Consider the following 16,537-nt stretch of genomic DNA (forward strand, 5'->3'; position numbering starts at 1 on the left):
ATGCCGCGCGCGCGTCACGCGTGGTCGGCCTCGTCGTCCGGGGCGCTCGCGCCCGGTCGATGCGTTCCCCACGACAAGTCGCGCAGGCCGTGCGACACCATCAGCCGATACAGCGTCGCGCGCGACACGCCGAGCTCCGCCGCCGCCTCGGTCAGGCGGTTGCGATGCCGCAGCAGCGACGCCTCGATCGTGCGGCGCTCGGCGCGCTCGCGCGCCTCGGCGAGCGTCGTCGCCTGGCGCGTCGCGAACGGCGCGAGATCGAGATCGGCGGCCGACAACTGGCGGCTGTCGGACATCACGATCGCGCGCCGGATTCGGTTGATCAACTCGCGCACGTTGCCGGGCCACTGGTAGTTGTACATCGCCTCGACCGCGCACGACGTGAAGCCGTGAATCCTGCGCGCGCCGTCGCTTCTGAAGCGATGCAGGATGTGATGCGCGAGGATCTCGATGTCCTTGCCGCGCGCGCGCAACGGCGGCTCTTCGAGCTTCAGCACGCATAGCCGGTGATACAGGTCCTCGCGAAAGCGGCCGTTGCGCATCGCCGCCTCGAGATCGACGTGCGTCGCCGAGATGATCCGCACGTCGACGGGAATCGAATCGTGCCCGCCGAGGCGCTCGATCCTGCCTTCCTGAAGGAAGCGCAGCATGCTCGCCTGGCTTTCGAGCGGCATGTCGCCGATCTCGTCGAGGAACAGCGTGCCGCCGTCGGCCGCCTCGACGCGGCCGATCTTGCGCTGGCTCGCGCCCGTGAACGCACCGCGCTCGTAGCCGAACAGTTCCGACTGCAGCAGGTGATTCGGAATCGCGCCGCAGTTGATCGCGACGAACGGCGCCTTGCGGTGTTCCGAGCGCTCGTGGATCGCGAGCGCGGTCAGCTCCTTGCCGGTGCCGGATTCGCCGGAGATGAACACGGTCGCGTCGGTGGCGGCGACCTTGCGGATCATCCGGAACAGCTGTTGCATCGCGTCGCACGCGCCGACCATCTCGTCGCCCGTCGCCTGCGCGGCGCCCGCCGCGATATCGAGGTCGCACAGCGCGACCATGCCGTATGCATGGCCGACGAGGTAATCGATCGTCTCGTGCGGCGGCGGGCCCTGCATGTAGTCGAAGCAGTATTGGCGAATCAGCCGGCGCACGTCGGGATCGTTGAGGCGGGTGTCGCCCGCGAGCGCGATCCAGCCGACTTGCTGTTGTCGCAGCACCGATTCGAGCGTCGGCAGCTCGCGCGGCGCGAAGCCGTCGAGATCGGCGATTCCCGCCTGCGGCTCGTCCGGCTTCACGCGCCGCGCCGCTTCGTTCGCCGAGCGTGCGACGTGCACGTTCCAGTGTCGCGCGCGCAGATGCTCGACGAGCACCGTGTCGGGCGTGCGCGACAGGTAGACGAGCTGGCGCGCGGCCGTGTCGGCCGGCGGGACGCACGGATGCGCGGCGTGACCGGGCGGCGTGCAACCGGAGGAGGAGCGGGAGTCTTGCACGATGCACCTCTGCATGGATGTTGTTCAGAACGTGTCGCGGATGTGCGCGCCGAGAGCGGCGCGCGATGTCCGGTGCGGGCGTCGCGTTCGCCGCATGCGTCGCGGCGAGCGCGCCGGCGCCGCGATCGAGGCGGGCGAGCGGCGAAGGGGGCGACGCCGTTTGGCCGGCGCTCGGCTCGGCTCGGCTCGGGCGCGGCGCATGCGTATTCGTCGAGCATTCGTTCAGGTCGGAAGCGCGGCGATGCGCGCGACGCGCGTCGCGCGATGCACGGACGGCGCGCGCGTGCCGGGTGCGTGAAGTCGGACGACGCGGCCGCGCGGCGCCGCCGCCGACCGTGTCCGGCCGAGCGGCGACGCCGCGATCGAGGACGCGCGCGCACGGCGCGCGGCGCGCGAATGCGGCGGCTGGCCGAACGAGCGTCGGCGCGGTTTCCCCGGCCATGTCGGTCCCCCCGTTGCGCGACGCGCCGCATGTTCGGCGGCGCGACGCACGCTCCCCGGTAAGAGCCGTCGACGGCTGCGCGTCAGCGCGGCGACGACGAATGGTTGTCTTGCCTGTCGCCGGCATTGCCGGCGGTCTTCGATTCGATGATGCCGATCGCACGCGCCGCGCCGCGACGTGTGCTCGACGCGGCGAGCCGGTTCGCTCGCCGCGCCGGAAAAACGTGTGCGCCGGCGCGACGCGCCGCCGCGTCGCCGGCGTCGTCAGTGTCGCCGGCGTTGCCGGCGTTGCCGGCGTCGTGCGTCCGGCGCGACCGCCGCGGCATGCATGTCGCGGCCGGTGCGCGCACAAGCGCCGATGCGCACGCGGCCCGATGCGAATCGCGTCGGCGGCGCGCGTCGCGGGCCACGCTCGATGTCATTGCGATCCGCTGATCGCGCCCGCTTGTCGCGGCGGCGTCGGCGCGATCGACGCGCGCGCATCCGCGCGGCACGGCGTTGCGCGGCGCGACGCCGCGTGCGTTGTCTGAAGTCGGGCGAAGCGCCGAGGCGGGCGCGAAACCGGCGGCCGTTGCAGGCTTCGCCGCTGCAAAGCGTGGGCGCGTCGTCATCCTGCGCTCCGACGTCTAGGAATTCCGTTGTCAAAAAGAGTGCCCGCCGGGGGACGGAGCACCAAAACGTTTGCCGTTGCATGAACGGCTTCGGCTATCTGGACGACCTGGACGATTCCGATGAGATGTGCGAGCGCGTCGCCGTGGCGCAATGCACGCTGCATGTCATGCCCCCCCGACGGCTGTCCCAGATTTCCGTGTTTCGAGGCCGCCTCGGATAGCGCGCTATCCGGGGCGGTCTCCACTTCCGCGCTCAGCGTGAGGATCGTGACGCTGCGGCGCTGAAGGCCTGCGGCGCCCGCGCGACGAAGCGCGGGCGGCGAACCTGACGGGTTCGACAATGCGATGCATCCGGCGCTCGTCGGCGCATGCGATGCGCGAAGCCGAGCGAGCCGGATGGAAATGTGCGAATGCTTCGAATCGGAGTGAGGCCAAACGCGCGTGCGGCGCGCGGCGGCCGCGTTCGCGCGCCGCATGCAGGCATGCACGGCCGGCGCGCCGAGACGGTCGCGATCGTCGCGAATGCGCGACGCGCGTCGGCGATTCGCCGCGCGCGATTCGACCGCGTGCTCGCGCGCCGCGCCGCGCGGAACCGCGCCCATCGGCTCGGCGCGCACGTTCGCGTCGCTGAAACCGATCCGCACGGCGGACAGCGTGCGGCGCGACGACGGGTGCGAAGCGTCGGGCATTGCGGTCATCTCGTCTCCTGTTCGCGTTGCGTTGTTTTGTCGCGGCGGGCTCGCCCTTTGCATTCGAATGCGTCATTGCCTCGTATCGCGCGTGCCGTCGCTGCTGACCGTGCGCTGTGCGTCGGCCGGCACGGGCAGCGGCGTCGGCGGGCCGATCTCGTCCCATAGCGTCACGGCTGCGCCGCCGCCGACGAGCGGTGCCGGCGTCGCGACGGGAACCGGTGTCGCCGTGCGCTCGCGCGGTCGCGCGAACGCGCCGGCGTCGACGCGCGCGATGCGTTCGGTCCATTCGGCCGACGCGACATGCACGGGCTGCGCATCGGTGATTCGATTTGTTTCGTTTTCGTGCGCGGCTGCGACAAAAGGCGACAACACGGCAAACCACGCGGCGAGCACAGTGGCGGTGCAATGAGGTCGATAGGCAAGACAGGCCGCAATTCGCATGGCGTCTCTCCGGTTTGCCGGTGATCCAGCGAAATGCATGCCATCGCGCGCAATCCGTTGACCGGGCGGGCTGCGCGAATGCGCGGACGAATCGGGGCGCGCTCGATCGCGCGCAAAACGTTTCAGGTCTGAAACGGGCACTTGGGAATACCGCTGATTCAAAAATTGACGGGCTAATCTAATCTTCTATTCAAGCGTGCAACGAATTAAGCGAATTGATAAACACAGTCTTTCGGAGTTTAAGCAGAAGAATGCAATGCCGTTTTAATGCAGTCCATGCTGAAAAGAGTTGATTTAATTCATTTGCTTTGTCGCACGCTTGTCAGTACGCTGAAACAACATAGAGTCGAGAAACGGGCGGCCGTGACCACCGCTCTTTTTCGAGCCAAGCGCCGATCTACGGGGAAACGCAGTTCCAGTGTTGTGAAAAATGACGAGCCGAGTTCCTCTCGCGGGTTCCGGCTCGGTTCCGTCGCGCGCCTGTGCCAGGCGGCGCGACGCAATTCGATTGACTGGGTGGCGTCATGGATGTTGCGGCAAGGCATCTCATCTACTATTCCCATCGTCCGGATGCGGATCTGCGGCGCTGTTTCGATCAGCACGGATGGCAGGTCGACGTCGTCGATTCGCCGCGCGAGATGCGGCGCTCCGCCGCGCGCGACGTGATCGCGGGCGGCTTGCTCGATTTTTCTTGCGGCGTCGGGGCCGCCGAATTGCGCGAGCTCGAAGCCAGCTTGAAGACGCCGAACGTGGGATGGATCGCGACGACGAGGCGGGGGCAGATGGAAGACGACGCGGTGCGCCGGCTCGTGCGCGATTACTGTTTCGACTACGTGACGGTGCCTTACGAATGCGAGCGCATCGTCGAATCGGTCGGCCACGCGTACGGGATGGTCACGCTGTCGGAAGGGCTCGCGCCCGCCGCCGCGACGGTGCGCAACGAAGGCGAGATGGTCGGCACCTGCGACGCGATGCTCGCGCTCTTCAAGATGATCCGCAAGGTGGCCGCGACCGACGCGCCCGTGTTCATCTCCGGTGAATCGGGGACGGGCAAGGAGCTCACGGCGGTCGCGATTCACGAGCGTTCGTCGCGCGTGAGCGCGCCGTTCGTCGCGATCAATTGCGGCGCGATTCCGCCGACGCTGTTGCAGGCCGAGCTGTTCGGCTACGAGCGCGGCGCGTTCACCGGCGCGAATCAGCGCAAGATCGGCCGCATCGAAGCCGCGAACGGCGGCACGCTGTTCCTCGACGAAATCGGCGATCTGCCGTTCGAGAGCCAGGCGAGCCTCTTGCGCTTCCTGCAGGAGCACAAGGTCGAGCGCGTCGGCGGGCACACGTCGATTCCGGTCGACGTGCGGATCATCTCGGCGACGCACGTCGACATGCAGGTCGCATTGCGCAACGGCCGCTTTCGCGAGGACCTGTATCACCGGCTATGCGTGCTGAAGCTCGAAGAGCCGCCGTTGCGCGAGCGCGGCAAGGACATCGAGATCCTCGCCCGGCACATGCTCGAGCGTTTCAAGGGCGACGCGCACCGGCGGTTGCGCGGCTTCACGCCCGACGCGATCGCCGCGCTTCACAACTACGCGTGGCCGGGCAACGTGCGCGAGCTGATCAACCGGGTGCGGCGGGCGATCGTGATGTCGGAAGGGCGGATGATCAGCGCGGCGGATCTCGAACTGTCGAACTACGCGGAAGTCGCGCCGATGTCGCTCGAGGAGGCGCGCGAAAGCGCGGAGCGGCACGCGATCGAAGTCGCGCTGCTGCGGCATCGCGGCCGGCTCGCGGACGCCGCGCGCGAGCTCGGCGTGTCGCGCGTGACGCTCTACCGTCTGCTCTGTGCGTACGGGATGCGCGACGACGGCAGCACGCGCGCGAAGCGCGAAGAGGACCTGCGTCGGGCCTGCTGACGCGGCCCTTGCTAAAATGGCGGGCACGGCCGCTTTCCGCGGCCGGAGGAACCCGCATGAAACAGTATCTCGACCTCGTTCGCACCATTCTCGACACCGGCACCTGGCAGAACAACCGCACGGGCATCCGCACGGTCAGCATGCCCGGCGCGATGCTGCGCTTCGATCTGCAGCAGGGCTTTCCCGCGGTGACGACGAAGAAGCTCGCGTTCAAGTCGGCGATCGGCGAACTCGTCGGCTTCCTGCGCGCGAAGCGCAGCGCGGCCGATTTCCGCGCGCTCGGCTGCAAGGTGTGGGACGCGAATGCGAATGAGAACGCGCAGTGGCTCGCGAACCCGTACCGCCGCGGCGAGGACGATCTCGGCGACGTGTACGGCGTTCAATGGCGGCAGTGGCCGGGCTACAAGGTGCTCGACGCGCACGCCGACGCGCAGATCGCCGATGCGACGTCGCGCGGCTTTCGCGTCGTCGCCCGATTCGACGAAGGCGGCGCGGGCAAGGTGCTGCTCCACAAGGCGATCGATCAGCTGCGCGATTGCCTCGACACGATCGTGCGCGATCCGTCGAGCCGGCGCATTTTGTTTCACGGCTGGAACCCCGCGGTGCTCGACGAGATCGCGTTGCCCGCGTGCCATCTGCTGTATCAGTTCCTGCCGAACGTCGAGCGCCGCGAAATCTCGCTGTGCCTGTACATCCGCAGCAACGACGTCGGACTCGGCACGCCGTTCAATCTCGCGGAAGGCGCGGCGCTCCTCGCGCTCGTCGGCCGGCTGACGGGCTACGCGCCGCGCTGGTTCACGTACTTCGTCGGCGATGCGCACATCTACGAGAATCAGCTCGACATGCTGAAGCAGCAGCTCGAGCGCGAGCCGTTCGAGAGCCCGCGGCTCGAGATCGCCGAGCGCGTGCCCGATTACGCGAAGACGGGCAAGTACGAGCCGGAATGGCTCGAGCGCGTCGAGCCGTCGGATTTCACGCTCGCCGGTTATCGCCATCACGAGCCGTTGAGCGCGCCGATGGCCGTCTGAGCGACGCGCCGCTCGTCGGCCGAATCATGAAAAAACCCGCGAAACTCGCGGGTTTTTTTGTTTGATGCGCGGCGCGACCTCACGCACGCCGACGTTCTTCGCGGTGCGCATCGGAGCCGTGCTGCTGGTCCGGACGCACCTGGCGCGCCGGCTCCTGGCGCGGCGCGGGAGGCGGTGGGGTGTGCGGCACGGCGGGCGGCGGCGGCGCGGGGCGCGGTTCCATGCGAGGCGCCTCCATTCGCGGCGCGGGGGCGCGAGGCGCTTCCATCCTCGGCGCTTCCGTCTGCGGACGCGGCGCAGGGGCCGGCGCGCGATATTCGTTGCGCGGCGCGTCCTGACGCGGCATGCCGCGCGGCGCCTCGGTCGCGCGCATTTCGTTTCGCGGCGCGGGCTGCGGCTGCGTCCGCTCGGCGGGCTGCGGCGCGGACGGCGCGGGGTGGATGGGCGTGGGCGTCGAGCGGATCGGCGGCACCGCGTTCTGCGTCGGCGAACGGTAATTGAGCGGCGCATTCGGCCCGGCGTTCGCGCGAGGCTGGCCTTCGTTCGCGTGCTGCTGCTGGATCGGCGGATGCGGCTGCGTCCACGACGGCTGCGCGCGCTGCGCTTCGCCCGGTGCGCGTGATTCCGCGCGCGCGCCTAGGCCCTCGTCGGCTGCGGGCGGCCGCGGTACGCCATTGTTGAACGCCGGCGCGGGATTCGGGCGAGACACGTTCGGCTGCATCGCGTTCTGCGGGCCGCCCGGCGCGTGCGGCGCATTCGGCTGCGCGAGGCCCGGTTGCGGGATGCCGGGGCGCGCGAGGTTCGGTTGGGCCGCATTCGGCTGCGGCATGTTCGGCTGCGGTGGCTCGCCCGCGCGCGCGGCCGGGTTGCCGGCGCCGCCCTGCGGTCCGCGGCCGGGTTGAGCGACAGGCGCGTGCGTATCGACGAGCTGCACGTTGCGCATCGCCCAGCGGTTCGGCGCACCCGCGTTTTCGGGCGAGCGCACCGGCCGCATCGCATAGTTCGGCGGCGCCGAGGTCTTTACGACGGGCGCGCCCGCGCCCGGCACCCGCGCGCCGCTTTGCGCGAGGTGCGCGGCGAGCTGGTCGTGATAGGCGGCCGGCACGACCGGGTTGCGCGTCGCGACGATCGCGCGCTGCTCGACGGCCGCGGGCGGCCGGTACGCGGCGTTGCGCAGCGCGCCCGCGAAGCTTTGCCGCACCGGCGCGACGCCCGGCGCGCCCGAGCCGACGTGCGCGTTGCGCCACTGCTGCGGATCGACCTTCTGCGCGAAGCGCGACACCGGCTGCCCGTGGACGAACGCGGTCGCGGGCACGGCCGTCACCGCGTTCGGCGCGCGGAAGTTCACGTACGTGTTGTGGATGTTCGTGATGTTCGTCACGTTCACCGTCTTGTTGACGTTGATGTTGTTGACGTTGTTCACGATCACCGTCCGGTTCACGTGCTGATAGTAGTGCGGGCTCCAGCCGCCCCAGCTCGGCCGCCACGGATCGTGCGGGCCGAGCGGGAACCACGCGACGCCCGCTGCCGCGATTCCGCCGATCGCGAGGCCGACGCTCCAGTCGAAGCCGCCGCCGCCCCCGCCGACGAACGCGACGAGCGCGGGCGCGTAGCACGGCGGCGCGCTGACGACGAGCGGGCCCGGCACCCAGGCCCACGAATCGTCGACGTAGGCCCAGCGGCCGTAGTGGTAAGGCGCGAAGCCCCACGGCTGGTCGTCGACCCAGGTCCAGCCCCACGGCGCCTGCCAGATCCAGTGGCCGGTGCGATACGGCGCCCAGCCGGCGGGCACCGCGCTCGGCACCCACACCTCGCCGTAATCGGGGTCGTCGCGCCACGAGCCGTTCGCGTCGAGATCCTGGTAGCCCGGGATTTCGCGCGACACGTAGCGCGCCGACACCGAGCGCTCCTCGGCGGCATCGCGGCTCGCGGCCCATTCGTCGAGACCGTCGGGCGGCGGCGCGGCGCCCGTGTCCGCGACTTGCAGCCCGGTGCCCGTGAAGACGACCCGCTGGCCGGCCGACACCGGCATCTGCGCGCCGTCGCCGTAGACAGTCGCGCTGCCGCGCCGCACGGTGACGGTCGTGCTCGAGCCGTCGGGCGCGACGTCGACCCGATAGTCGCCGGGCGAGCCGACCGCGAGCGCGAGGTTCGGCGTGTCGACTTCGTACGACGTGCCGGGCGGCAACTCGCGCACGTGCGTCGACAGCGTGCCGAGCGGCACCTTCAACTGCGTGTTCGTGTCGTCGAGGTTGAGGAGCGACAGGCTCGTCGACTGGCCGAGGCGCACCGCGGTCGAGCCGATGTGCAGCTCGGAGCGCGCGCCCGAATCGTTCCATAGCTGGTCGCCGGTCGTGAGCGGGCGATTGACGGCCGCGTACGACCAGTCGCTCGCGCCCGCGGGCTCGGTCGTCACGGCGCCGGACAGGTAATTGAGGCGCGCGACGCGGCTCGGCGGATCGCCGCCCGCTTGCTGGGCGACGCCGGCGGGCGGCGCATCGATGGTCTGCGCGATGGCGGGCGGCAAGGCGGCGAGCATCGCGACGGCGACGAGCGTGTGGCGGGCGATGCGCGACAGCGCAAATGGACTACGAACGGCGAGGATGGTCATCATTGTCTCTGTTATGTCCGGCGTGGCACGCGCCGTATGAATCCACTCTATCCGCTCGACATGTTTCAGTGACGGTCGTTTTGTTATGCGATTTGACGTGCGTGTAACAAGAATTGTCGGCACTCGGGAATTCGTCAGACCGATGAAAGCGCGCGTCATCCGCCGGTAAACAGCGCGTCGAATTCGCGCTGCCCGGCGGGCGTCACGCGCAGCACGCGCGGCTTCGCCGCGTGCTCGATCCAGCCGCGCCGGCAGAAGCTGTCGAGGAGCGCGGCGCCGAGCGCGCCGCCCAGGTGCGGACGACGCTCGCTCCAGTCCGGGCACGTGCATGCGAAGCGGCGGCGCTTCGCGCGCTGGCCGCCGACGTCGACGCCCCATTGCGCGAACTGCGCGGCGCCCGCCGCGGTCGCGTCGAGCGCGCCGTCCGCCATCGTCAGCCAGCCGCGCGACATCAGCCGCTCGAACACCTGGACCGCGAGCTCGCCCGCCATGTGGTCGTAGCAGGTGCGCGCGTAGCGCATGTCGGGCGGCACGGTGCGCGCCGGTTGCGGCGTCGGGCGCCGCGGCGCGGCCGCCTGCGCGACGTTCGCGAGCGCCTCGATCGCCGCGGCGATGTCGGGCGACGCGATCCGGTAGTAGCGGTGGCGGCCGCGCACGTCGAGCGCGAGGAGGCCGCCGTCCGCGAGCCGCGCGAGATGCGCGCTTGCCGCTGACGGCGACAGCCCGGCGATCATCGTCAGCTCGCCCGCGGGGCGCGCGCTGCCGTCCATCAGCGCCCAGAGCATCGCGGCGCGCCCCGGATCGGCGAGCAGCGCGCCCAGATGGCTCAGGCCGGGGAAATGGTGGTGGCGGTCGGAGTCGGACATTGGCGGATTTCGGACAGGGGGATGTGTTCGAGTGTAGGCGCGTATTGCATTCGATGTTTCGGCGTCGGGTGAAATGTCGAATGCGCGCCGGGCTTGATGACTGAAGCCGGCGTTGCGGTTCGGGCGCATGCCGGGGTTCGGGTTCAGGTTCAAGTCGTGGCATTGGCTCCGGTTCGGGCGCATGCTCGGGATCGGGCTCTGGCTCAGGTTTAGGTTTAGGTTTGGGCTCAGGGCAAGGAGCAGGTCCAGGGCAAGGTGTCTCTGATTAGGGCGACCCGACGTCATGCGCCCGCCGCCTTCGGCGCGTGCCCCGACAGCGCGCGTAAAATGCGACCACCGCTGACCCGGCGGCGCGCCATCGCGGCGCGCCGGCCATTCGACGATGCTTCTCCCGATGAAAACGCTTGTTGCAACCCTCATTGCCGTCTTTGTCTGCACCGGCTGCGCGTCCGGCGGCGCGGGCGGGTCCGGCGCCGGCACCGGCCGCATCGAGATGTACGGCACGATCGATCAGGGCATCACGATCCGCAACTGACGGCGCGGCCGCGAGCTAGCGCCGCTTTCGCCCCGGCGTGCGCGGCGGGCCCGGCTCGGCGGGCGCGACGCTTTGTCGCAGCGCGACGTATAATCATCTCCTTTCCCGCTACACCGCAGAACTGGAGCTAGCCGACATGCCCGCCACGCCTTCCGCGCCGCTTGATCGCACCGAAACCGTTTTCCGCTTCCTCGCCGAGCCGACGTCCGTGAACTTCGGCGGCAAGGTGCATGGCGGCGCGTTGATGAAATGGATCGACGAGACCGCGTATGCGTGCGCGGCGATCTGGTCGAGCCGCTATTGCGTGACGGTGAGCGTCGGCAACATCCGCTTCCAGCGGCCGATCCTCGTCGGCAATCTCGTCGAGCTGAAGGCGCGCGTCGTCGCGACGGGCCGCACGAGCATGCACATCCACGTGTCGGTGCACGCGGGCGATCCGAAGGGCGGAGTGCTGCGCCAGACGACCGATTGCCTCGTCGTGTTCGTCGCGGTCGACGAGAACGGCAATCCGGTGCCCGTGCCGCCGTTCGAGCCCTCCACCGACGAGCAGAAGCGGCTCGCGCAATACGCGATGGAAGTGCGGGCCGCGCTCGACAAGATCGTCGAGCTCAAGCCCGAGGAAGTCGCGAAAGGGGAAGTGTGAGCGCGCATCGGCGCTCGTCGCGCGGCCAAGCGGGCGCGTGAGCGGGGGCCGCCGGGCTCATCGAACCGAAGACGCCGCGATCGTTCGCGGCGTTTTTCATTGGAGCGGCGAGGCGCGGCGTGAAAGCGGGGCGGCGTGCGCGGGCTTGCGTCGACATGCGTCGCACACGTTGCTCACGCATGCTGCAGCGATTGCGCGTCGAGGGTGCATCGAGGGCGCGCCGGGATCGTACGGTCGGCAGGGCGGCGGCGATCGAATGCCCGCGAGCACGTTCACGTGATGATGATCGTGCGCTTCGATTCGATTACATCGGATCGAACGCAGACGATCGAGCGCCGATGATCGAACGCCGACGATCGAGCGCCGACGATCGAGCGCCGACGATCGAGCGCGTTCGATCAAGCCGGCGACGATCAACCGGCGACCATCGAACGACAACCGGCAATCACAAGGCGCCGGCCGCCCGGCGCCGATCCAGCGCGGGCGAGCGGGCTCCGCCACCGGCCCGCCGCCGCGCCGGGCCGTCGTCGGCCCGCGCGACGCCGACCGAGTCGCGGCCCCGCCGTGCGTCGCGCGTCGCCGGCATCGGACATCAGCCGTTGCCGACCATCTTCTCCGGCCGCACCCATTCGTCGAACTGCGCTTCGGTCACGTAGCCGAGCGCGAGCGCCGCGGCTTTCAGCGTCGTGCCTTCCTTGTGCGCCTTCTTCGCGATCTGCGCGGCCTTGTCGTAGCCGATGTGCGGATTGAGCGCCGTCACGAGCATCAGCGATTCGTTCAGGAGCGCGTCGATGCGCGGACGATTCGGCTCGATCCCCACCGCGCAGTGATCGTTGAAGCTCTGCGCGCCGTCCGCGAGCAGCCGCACGGATTGCAGTACGTTGTGCGCGATCATCGGCCGGAACACGTTCAGCTCGAAATTGCCGCTCGCGCCGCCGAAGTTCACCGCGACGTCGTTGCCGAACACCTGGCAGCACAGCATCGTCACGGCTTCGGACTGCGTCGGGTTGACCTTGCCCGGCATGATCGAGCTGCCCGGCTCGTTCTCCGGAATCGACAGCTCGCCGAGCCCGCAGCGCGGCCCGCTCGCGAGCCAGCGGATGTCGTTCGCGATCTTCATCAGGCTCGCGGCGACGGTCTTCAGCGCGCCGTGCGCGAACACGAGCGCGTCGGCCGCGGCCATCACCTCGAACTTGTTCGGCGCGCTGACGAACGGCAGCCCGGCGAGCCGGCCGATCTCGGCCGCGACGCCCGCGGCGAACTTCGGATGCGCGTTGAGCCCGGTGCCGACCGCGGTGCCGCCTTGCGCGAGCTCGTAAAGATGCGGCAGCGCCGCTTCGGCGTGGCGGATGCCCTGATCGAGCTGCGCGACGTAGCCGGAGAATTCCTGGCCGAGCGTGAGCGGCGTCGCGTCCTGCAGGTGCGTGCGGCCGATCTTCACGATGTCGGCGAACGCGGCCGCCTTCGCGTCGAGCGTCGCGCGCAGCGTTCGCAGCGCGGGCAGCAGATGCGTGACGATCGCGCGCGCGGCGGCGATGTGCATCGCGGTCGGGAACACGTCGTTCGACGACTGGCCGCGATTGACGTCGTCGTTCGGATGCACCTTGCGGCTCTCGCCGCGTTCGCCGCCGAGCAGCTCGCTCGCGCGGTTCGCAATCACCTCGTTCAGGTTCATGTTGGTCTGCGTGCCCGAACCCGTCTGCCAGACCGCGAGCGGGAATTCGTCGGGGTGCTTGCCCGCGACGATCTCGTCGGCGGCGGCGATGATCGCGTTCGCCTTGTCTTGCGCGAGCACGCCGAGCTCAAGATTGACGGCGGCGGCCGCCCGCTTGATCAGCGCGAGCGCCTCGATCAGCTCGGGCGACTGCTTCTCGGTCGAGATCTTGAAGTTCTGCAGCGAGCGCTGCGTTTGCGCGCCCCATAGCCGGGCCGCGGGCACTGCGATTTCACCGAACGTGTCGCGTTCCATCCGTACTGCTTCGCTCATGATTGCTCCTTCAGATGACGGGGGACGCCGCGCGGACGCGGCGCAATGCGCATGCGGGGACGGGGCCGTTCTCGCGACGGCGGCCGCTTGATCGGCAAGCATAGCGCCGCGCGCGATTTCGTGCCGCGGCGCGCGTGGCGGACAATGCGAACGCGGGAGGAATCGGGCGCGGGCGGGGCGGGGCGCACGCGCGTCGCGGCGATCGGGACGGCGTGGCGTATGCGAGCGCCGGCGCGATTGGCGGGACGTGGATGCGCCGATTTCGCTCGGCGCCGACGTCGCGCGCGGCCGCACTCGACGCGAGGCGACGCGGACTGTCCGGTCGGCGTCGCCTTGCCGGATGGATGGCGGTCAGCCGATTCGACGGCGTCGACGAGGCGGCGATCGCATGCGCGCATCGTGCGGCGAATCGGCCGATGCTTGCGATGATGCGTGCCGTAGAGTCCGATGAAATGAACATAGGCCGCTCGCGGCGGCGAATGAGCGCTTGCGCGGATCGCCGTCGCCGTGTTCGCCTGCGCTAACGCGCTAACGCGCTAACGCGCTAACGCGCTAACGCGCTAACGCGCGCGCCGAAGCCCGCGCTTAACCGCGCGCATGCGTCCTGAGCGCCGCGCTCTTCCGATGGAAACGCCACGTCATCAGCACCGCGACGCTCGCGAGCCCGGCGGCGAGCCCCCACCACAGCCCGCGCGCGCCGAGGCCCGCATGGAACGCGAACCAGTAGCCGGTCGGAAAGCCGATGCCCCAGTAGCCGAGCGTCGCGGCGAGCATCGGCACGCGCGTGTCCTTCAGGCCGCGCAGGCAGCCGGAGCCGACCGTCTGCATCCCGTCGACGATCTGGAACACGGCGGCGATCCCGAGCAGCGACGTCGCGAGCGCGACGGTGTGCGCGTTCGCGGGATCGTCGAGCTTCAGATAGAGGCCGACGATCGCGTGCGGCGCGACGATCAGCACGAGTCCCGACAACGACATGAACGCAATGCCGAGCCCGAGCGCGACGAAGCCCGCGTGCCGCGCGGCAACGGGCGCGCCCGCGCCCGCCCAGTAGCCGACGCGCACGTTCGCCGCCTGGCCGATCGCGAGCGGCACCATGAACGCGACCGACGCGACATTGAGCGCGATCTGATGCGCGGCGAGCGACGATTCGCCGAGCACGCCGACCGTGAGGCCCGTCGCGAGGAAGAGCGTCGATTCGACGCCGTACGTGATCGCCACCGGCCAGCCGATGCCGAACAGCTCGCCCATCAGCGGCAGCCGCGGCCGCGCGGCGACGACGAAGTGCTTGAACGCCGGCCGCCCGTGCAGCAGCGCGACGAGCAAGAGCGCGGAGAGCCAGATCGTGATCGTCGTCGCGGTCGCGGAGCCGAGGAAGCCGAGGCGAGGCAGCCCGAACGCGCCGTGGATCAGGCCGTAGTTGAGGAACGCGTTGATGCCGACGCCGGCGAGCGACACCCACAGCAGCCGCTTCGCCGCGCCGATCGCGGGCAGGAACGAGCGCATCAGCCCGACGCCGATCAGGCTGCCGGGGGCCGCGAAGCGCAGCACGGCCGCGTATTCGCCGACATTGCGCGCGAGCGCCGCCGGTTCGCCGAACGCGCGCAGGAGCGGCTCCGCGAACGACAGCAGCGCGAACGCCGGAACCGCGAGCAGCAACGACAGCGCGAAGCCCGTCCAGTAGATGTGCGGCACGCGGTGCTCGGCCTGCGCGCCGCGCGCGTGCGCGACGCTCACGCTGACCGACGTCAGCACGCCTTGCAGCAGCGTCACGACGACGAAGAACAGATTCGCGCCGAGGCCGCCCGCCGCGAGCGAGTCGGGGCCGAGCGAGCCGAGCAGCACGGTGTCGGTGACGCTCATCGCCATTTGCGACAGCTGCGCGATCGCGAGCGGCGCGGCGAGGCGCGCCGTATCGGCGGCGTGACGGGACAGGGTGGGGGGCGGCGCGGCGGCCGCTCGCGTGAAACTGGTAGGCGACATGGGACGCGTTCGCGCGGACGGCCTGCCCGCGCCTTTGCTTATTTTTAGGAAACAATGAGATTACGAGTTTCCGCGAACGCTGTCGATGCCGGCTTCTGATGGCCTTACGGCCGACAGGGGCTCGCTACGTCGCGGCGTGCACGGCGATGCGCGTGTCGCCGAGCAGCACGACCTGGCCCGCGCGGATCTTGCACGTCTTGCGCAGCTCGGGCGCGCCGTCGACCTTCACCGCGCCCGACGCGACGAGCATCTTCGCCGAGCCGCCGCTGTCCGCGAGACCGGTGAGCTTGAGCAAGTTATGCAGTTCGACGAATTCGCCGGTCAGCGTGAAATCCAGGTTGGGCATGGCAGTGAGAACGGGAAAGAAGAGCGCGCCGCGCGACGGCGGCATCGCATCATAAGCGATGCGCGGCGCAAGCGGTGTAAGGCGCGCGTCAAATGTTTTCGGGGGTTCGCGCGATTCGGGCCGCCGCGTGTAAGCGAGTGTGTCGAACTCGTCAGCAAATGAAACGGTGGGTAACAGTTGTCGAGAACGGCGAACCGCGAACGAAATCGGCCGGTCTGTACACGGACTCGCTGCATGTCGCGGCGGGCACATAGCGGCGGCCTTCGACGGCACGCCGTTCCAACGACTTTGTTGAGGAGAATTGCGATGTCCAAGATTCGTGCAATGTTGATCGGTGCCGCGGTGGCGGCGGTGGCGACGACCGCTTTCGCGCAGACGGCCGGCGTGGCGACGCAAGGTTCGGTCGGCGGCTCGGCCGACGTGCTCGGCCAGAAGGCGGGCGCGAGCGCGCAACTGAACGCGGGCGGCGACCTGTCGGCCGCATCGCCGGAAGCGGCGGCGAATGCCGTCAAGCATTCGGCGAAGAAGCACGTGACGCACGCGAAGGCCAAGGCGAAGGCGAAGGCCGACGAAGCGGCCGAGCTCGGCGCGGACGCGAAGACGAAGGCGAGCGGCGCGGTCGAAGGTGCGACGAATGCGGCGGGCAACGCCGTCAACGGCGCGACGAGCGCGGCGGGCAATGCGGTCGGCGGCGTCGCGGGCGCGGCGGGCGGTCTGGCGAAGGGTGTCGCGGGCGACGCGAACGGCTCGCTGTCCGTCAACGGCGGCGTGAAGGCCGGCGCGGGCGAGTAAGCGCCGAAGGCCGGCGCGCGGCAAGCGGGCTTCGCCCCGGAAGGCTCGCCTGGCGCGTTGCGCGTCGACCGATGGACGACGGCCCGGATCGCATCGCGCGGTCCGGGCCGTTGCGTTTTAGCGGTCCGCCTTCGTGCTCGAACCGCGTTTGCGCGCGCGCGAACGAGCGCGCCGCG

The 16,537-nt window shown here is 69.8% G+C and carries 12 protein-coding genes and 3 pseudogenes; 7 read left to right on the plus strand and 8 right to left on the minus strand.

Translation table 11 applies throughout. From position 1 onward, the window contains the following. Nucleotides 1-14: 14 nt before the first annotated feature. A pseudogene (locus WT60_RS06540) lies at nt 15-1,635 on the minus strand (sigma-54 dependent transcriptional regulator); the annotation flags it as partial. Nucleotides 1,636-1,815: 180 nt separating this feature from the next. Here WT60_RS06540 and WT60_RS35090 point away from each other — a divergent pair. After that, nucleotides 1,816-2,087, plus strand: a pseudogene (locus tag WT60_RS35090) (hypothetical protein); the annotation flags it as partial. Between the two features lie 439 nt (nt 2,088-2,526). On the opposite strand, the gene WT60_RS34360 reads toward WT60_RS35090, so the two are convergent. After that, nucleotides 2,527-3,228, minus strand: coding sequence for a hypothetical protein (locus tag WT60_RS34360; RefSeq protein WP_157131146.1), 702 nt, complete (start codon nt 3,226-3,228; stop codon nt 2,527-2,529). A gap of 63 nt (nt 3,229-3,291) precedes the next feature. Further along, the gene (locus WT60_RS35095; RefSeq protein ID WP_236860864.1) at nt 3,292-3,825 is read right to left on the minus strand and encodes a hypothetical protein; all 534 of its coding nucleotides are present in this window, start codon (nt 3,823-3,825) and stop codon (nt 3,292-3,294) included. 362 nt (nt 3,826-4,187) lie between these two features. Here WT60_RS35095 and WT60_RS06570 point away from each other — a divergent pair, with 362 nt between their 5' ends. Then, entirely contained in the window at nt 4,188-5,573 is a 1,386-nt protein-coding gene (locus WT60_RS06570) for a sigma-54 dependent transcriptional regulator (protein WP_060356877.1), read from the plus strand. A 56-nt stretch (nt 5,574-5,629) separates the two neighbouring features. Continuing rightward, complete coding sequence (locus tag WT60_RS06575) at nt 5,630-6,601, plus strand: thymidylate synthase (protein ID WP_059584590.1); 972 nt, start codon at nt 5,630-5,632, stop codon at nt 6,599-6,601. 79 nt (nt 6,602-6,680) lie between these two features. On the opposite strand, the gene WT60_RS06580 is transcribed toward WT60_RS06575, so the two are convergent. Continuing rightward, nucleotides 6,681-9,212, minus strand: a complete 2,532-nt coding sequence (locus WT60_RS06580; RefSeq protein ID WP_038745654.1) for a DUF6600 domain-containing protein — start codon at nt 9,210-9,212, stop codon at nt 6,681-6,683. 155 nt (nt 9,213-9,367) lie between these two features. Beyond that, nucleotides 9,368-10,078: a helix-turn-helix transcriptional regulator gene (locus WT60_RS06585; protein ID WP_038745526.1), complete on the minus strand. Its 711-nt coding sequence runs from the start codon at nt 10,076-10,078 to the stop codon at nt 9,368-9,370. Between the two features lie 382 nt (nt 10,079-10,460). On the opposite strand from WT60_RS06585, the gene WT60_RS33460 reads away from it, so the two are divergent. Continuing rightward, entirely contained in the window at nt 10,461-10,613 is a 153-nt protein-coding gene (locus tag WT60_RS33460; protein WP_186448598.1) for a hypothetical protein, read from the plus strand. Nucleotides 10,614-10,749: 136 nt separating this feature from the next. Then, nucleotides 10,750-11,256 (plus strand): acyl-CoA thioesterase, encoded by a 507-nt coding sequence (locus tag WT60_RS06590; RefSeq protein WP_038745524.1) that lies wholly within the window; start codon nt 10,750-10,752, stop codon nt 11,254-11,256. 592 nt (nt 11,257-11,848) lie between these two features. Here the strand turns inward: WT60_RS06590 and fumC are convergent. Then, the gene (fumC, locus tag WT60_RS06600) at nt 11,849-13,243 is read right to left on the minus strand and encodes a class II fumarate hydratase (RefSeq protein WP_038745522.1); all 1,395 of its coding nucleotides are present in this window, start codon (nt 13,241-13,243) and stop codon (nt 11,849-11,851) included. 14 nt (nt 13,244-13,257) lie between these two features. Here fumC and WT60_RS35100 point away from each other — a divergent pair. After that, nucleotides 13,258-13,366, plus strand: a pseudogene (locus tag WT60_RS35100) (fumarate hydratase); the annotation flags it as partial. 462 nt (nt 13,367-13,828) lie between these two features. On the opposite strand, the gene WT60_RS06610 reads toward WT60_RS35100, so the two are convergent. Beyond that, nucleotides 13,829-15,223, minus strand: a complete 1,395-nt coding sequence (locus WT60_RS06610) for an MATE family efflux transporter (RefSeq protein ID WP_059647842.1) — start codon at nt 15,221-15,223, stop codon at nt 13,829-13,831. A 124-nt stretch (nt 15,224-15,347) separates the two neighbouring features. Continuing rightward, on the minus strand, nt 15,348-15,569 hold the full coding sequence (locus tag WT60_RS06615) for an RNA-binding S4 domain-containing protein (protein WP_038744499.1): 222 nt from the start codon (nt 15,567-15,569) through the stop codon (nt 15,348-15,350). Nucleotides 15,570-15,875: 306 nt separating this feature from the next. On the opposite strand from WT60_RS06615, the gene WT60_RS06620 reads away from it, so the two are divergent. Continuing rightward, on the plus strand, nt 15,876-16,361 hold the full coding sequence (locus WT60_RS06620) for a hypothetical protein (RefSeq protein ID WP_060356879.1): 486 nt from the start codon (nt 15,876-15,878) through the stop codon (nt 16,359-16,361). The last annotated feature ends 176 nt before the right edge of the window (nt 16,362-16,537 follow it).

This window comes from Burkholderia sp. MSMB617WGS (genome assembly GCF_001532025.2).
Classification (GTDB): domain Bacteria; phylum Pseudomonadota; class Gammaproteobacteria; order Burkholderiales; family Burkholderiaceae; genus Burkholderia; species Burkholderia savannae.

Excerpts from the sequence above, each read along its gene's own strand:
- WT60_RS06610 (WP_059647842.1), bottom strand. The coding sequence starts at position 15,223 with ATGTCGCCTACCAGTTTCACGCGAGCGGCCGCCGCGCCGCCCCCCACC.
- WT60_RS06575 (WP_059584590.1), top strand. The coding sequence starts at position 5,630 with ATGAAACAGTATCTCGACCTCGTTCGCACCATTCTCGACACCGGCACC.
- WT60_RS06580 (WP_038745654.1), bottom strand. The coding sequence starts at position 9,212 with ATGACCATCCTCGCCGTTCGTAGTCCATTTGCGCTGTCGCGCATCGCC.
- WT60_RS06620 (WP_060356879.1), top strand. The coding sequence starts at position 15,876 with ATGTCCAAGATTCGTGCAATGTTGATCGGTGCCGCGGTGGCGGCGGTG.
- WT60_RS06590 (WP_038745524.1), top strand. The coding sequence starts at position 10,750 with ATGCCCGCCACGCCTTCCGCGCCGCTTGATCGCACCGAAACCGTTTTC.
- WT60_RS06570 (WP_060356877.1), top strand. The coding sequence starts at position 4,188 with ATGGATGTTGCGGCAAGGCATCTCATCTACTATTCCCATCGTCCGGAT.
- WT60_RS06585 (WP_038745526.1), bottom strand. The coding sequence starts at position 10,078 with ATGTCCGACTCCGACCGCCACCACCATTTCCCCGGCCTGAGCCATCTG.
- WT60_RS06615 (WP_038744499.1), bottom strand. The coding sequence starts at position 15,569 with ATGCCCAACCTGGATTTCACGCTGACCGGCGAATTCGTCGAACTGCAT.
- WT60_RS34360 (WP_157131146.1), bottom strand. The coding sequence starts at position 3,228 with ATGACCGCAATGCCCGACGCTTCGCACCCGTCGTCGCGCCGCACGCTG.
- WT60_RS33460 (WP_186448598.1), top strand. The coding sequence starts at position 10,461 with ATGCTTCTCCCGATGAAAACGCTTGTTGCAACCCTCATTGCCGTCTTT.
- fumC (WP_038745522.1), bottom strand. The coding sequence starts at position 13,243 with ATGAGCGAAGCAGTACGGATGGAACGCGACACGTTCGGTGAAATCGCA.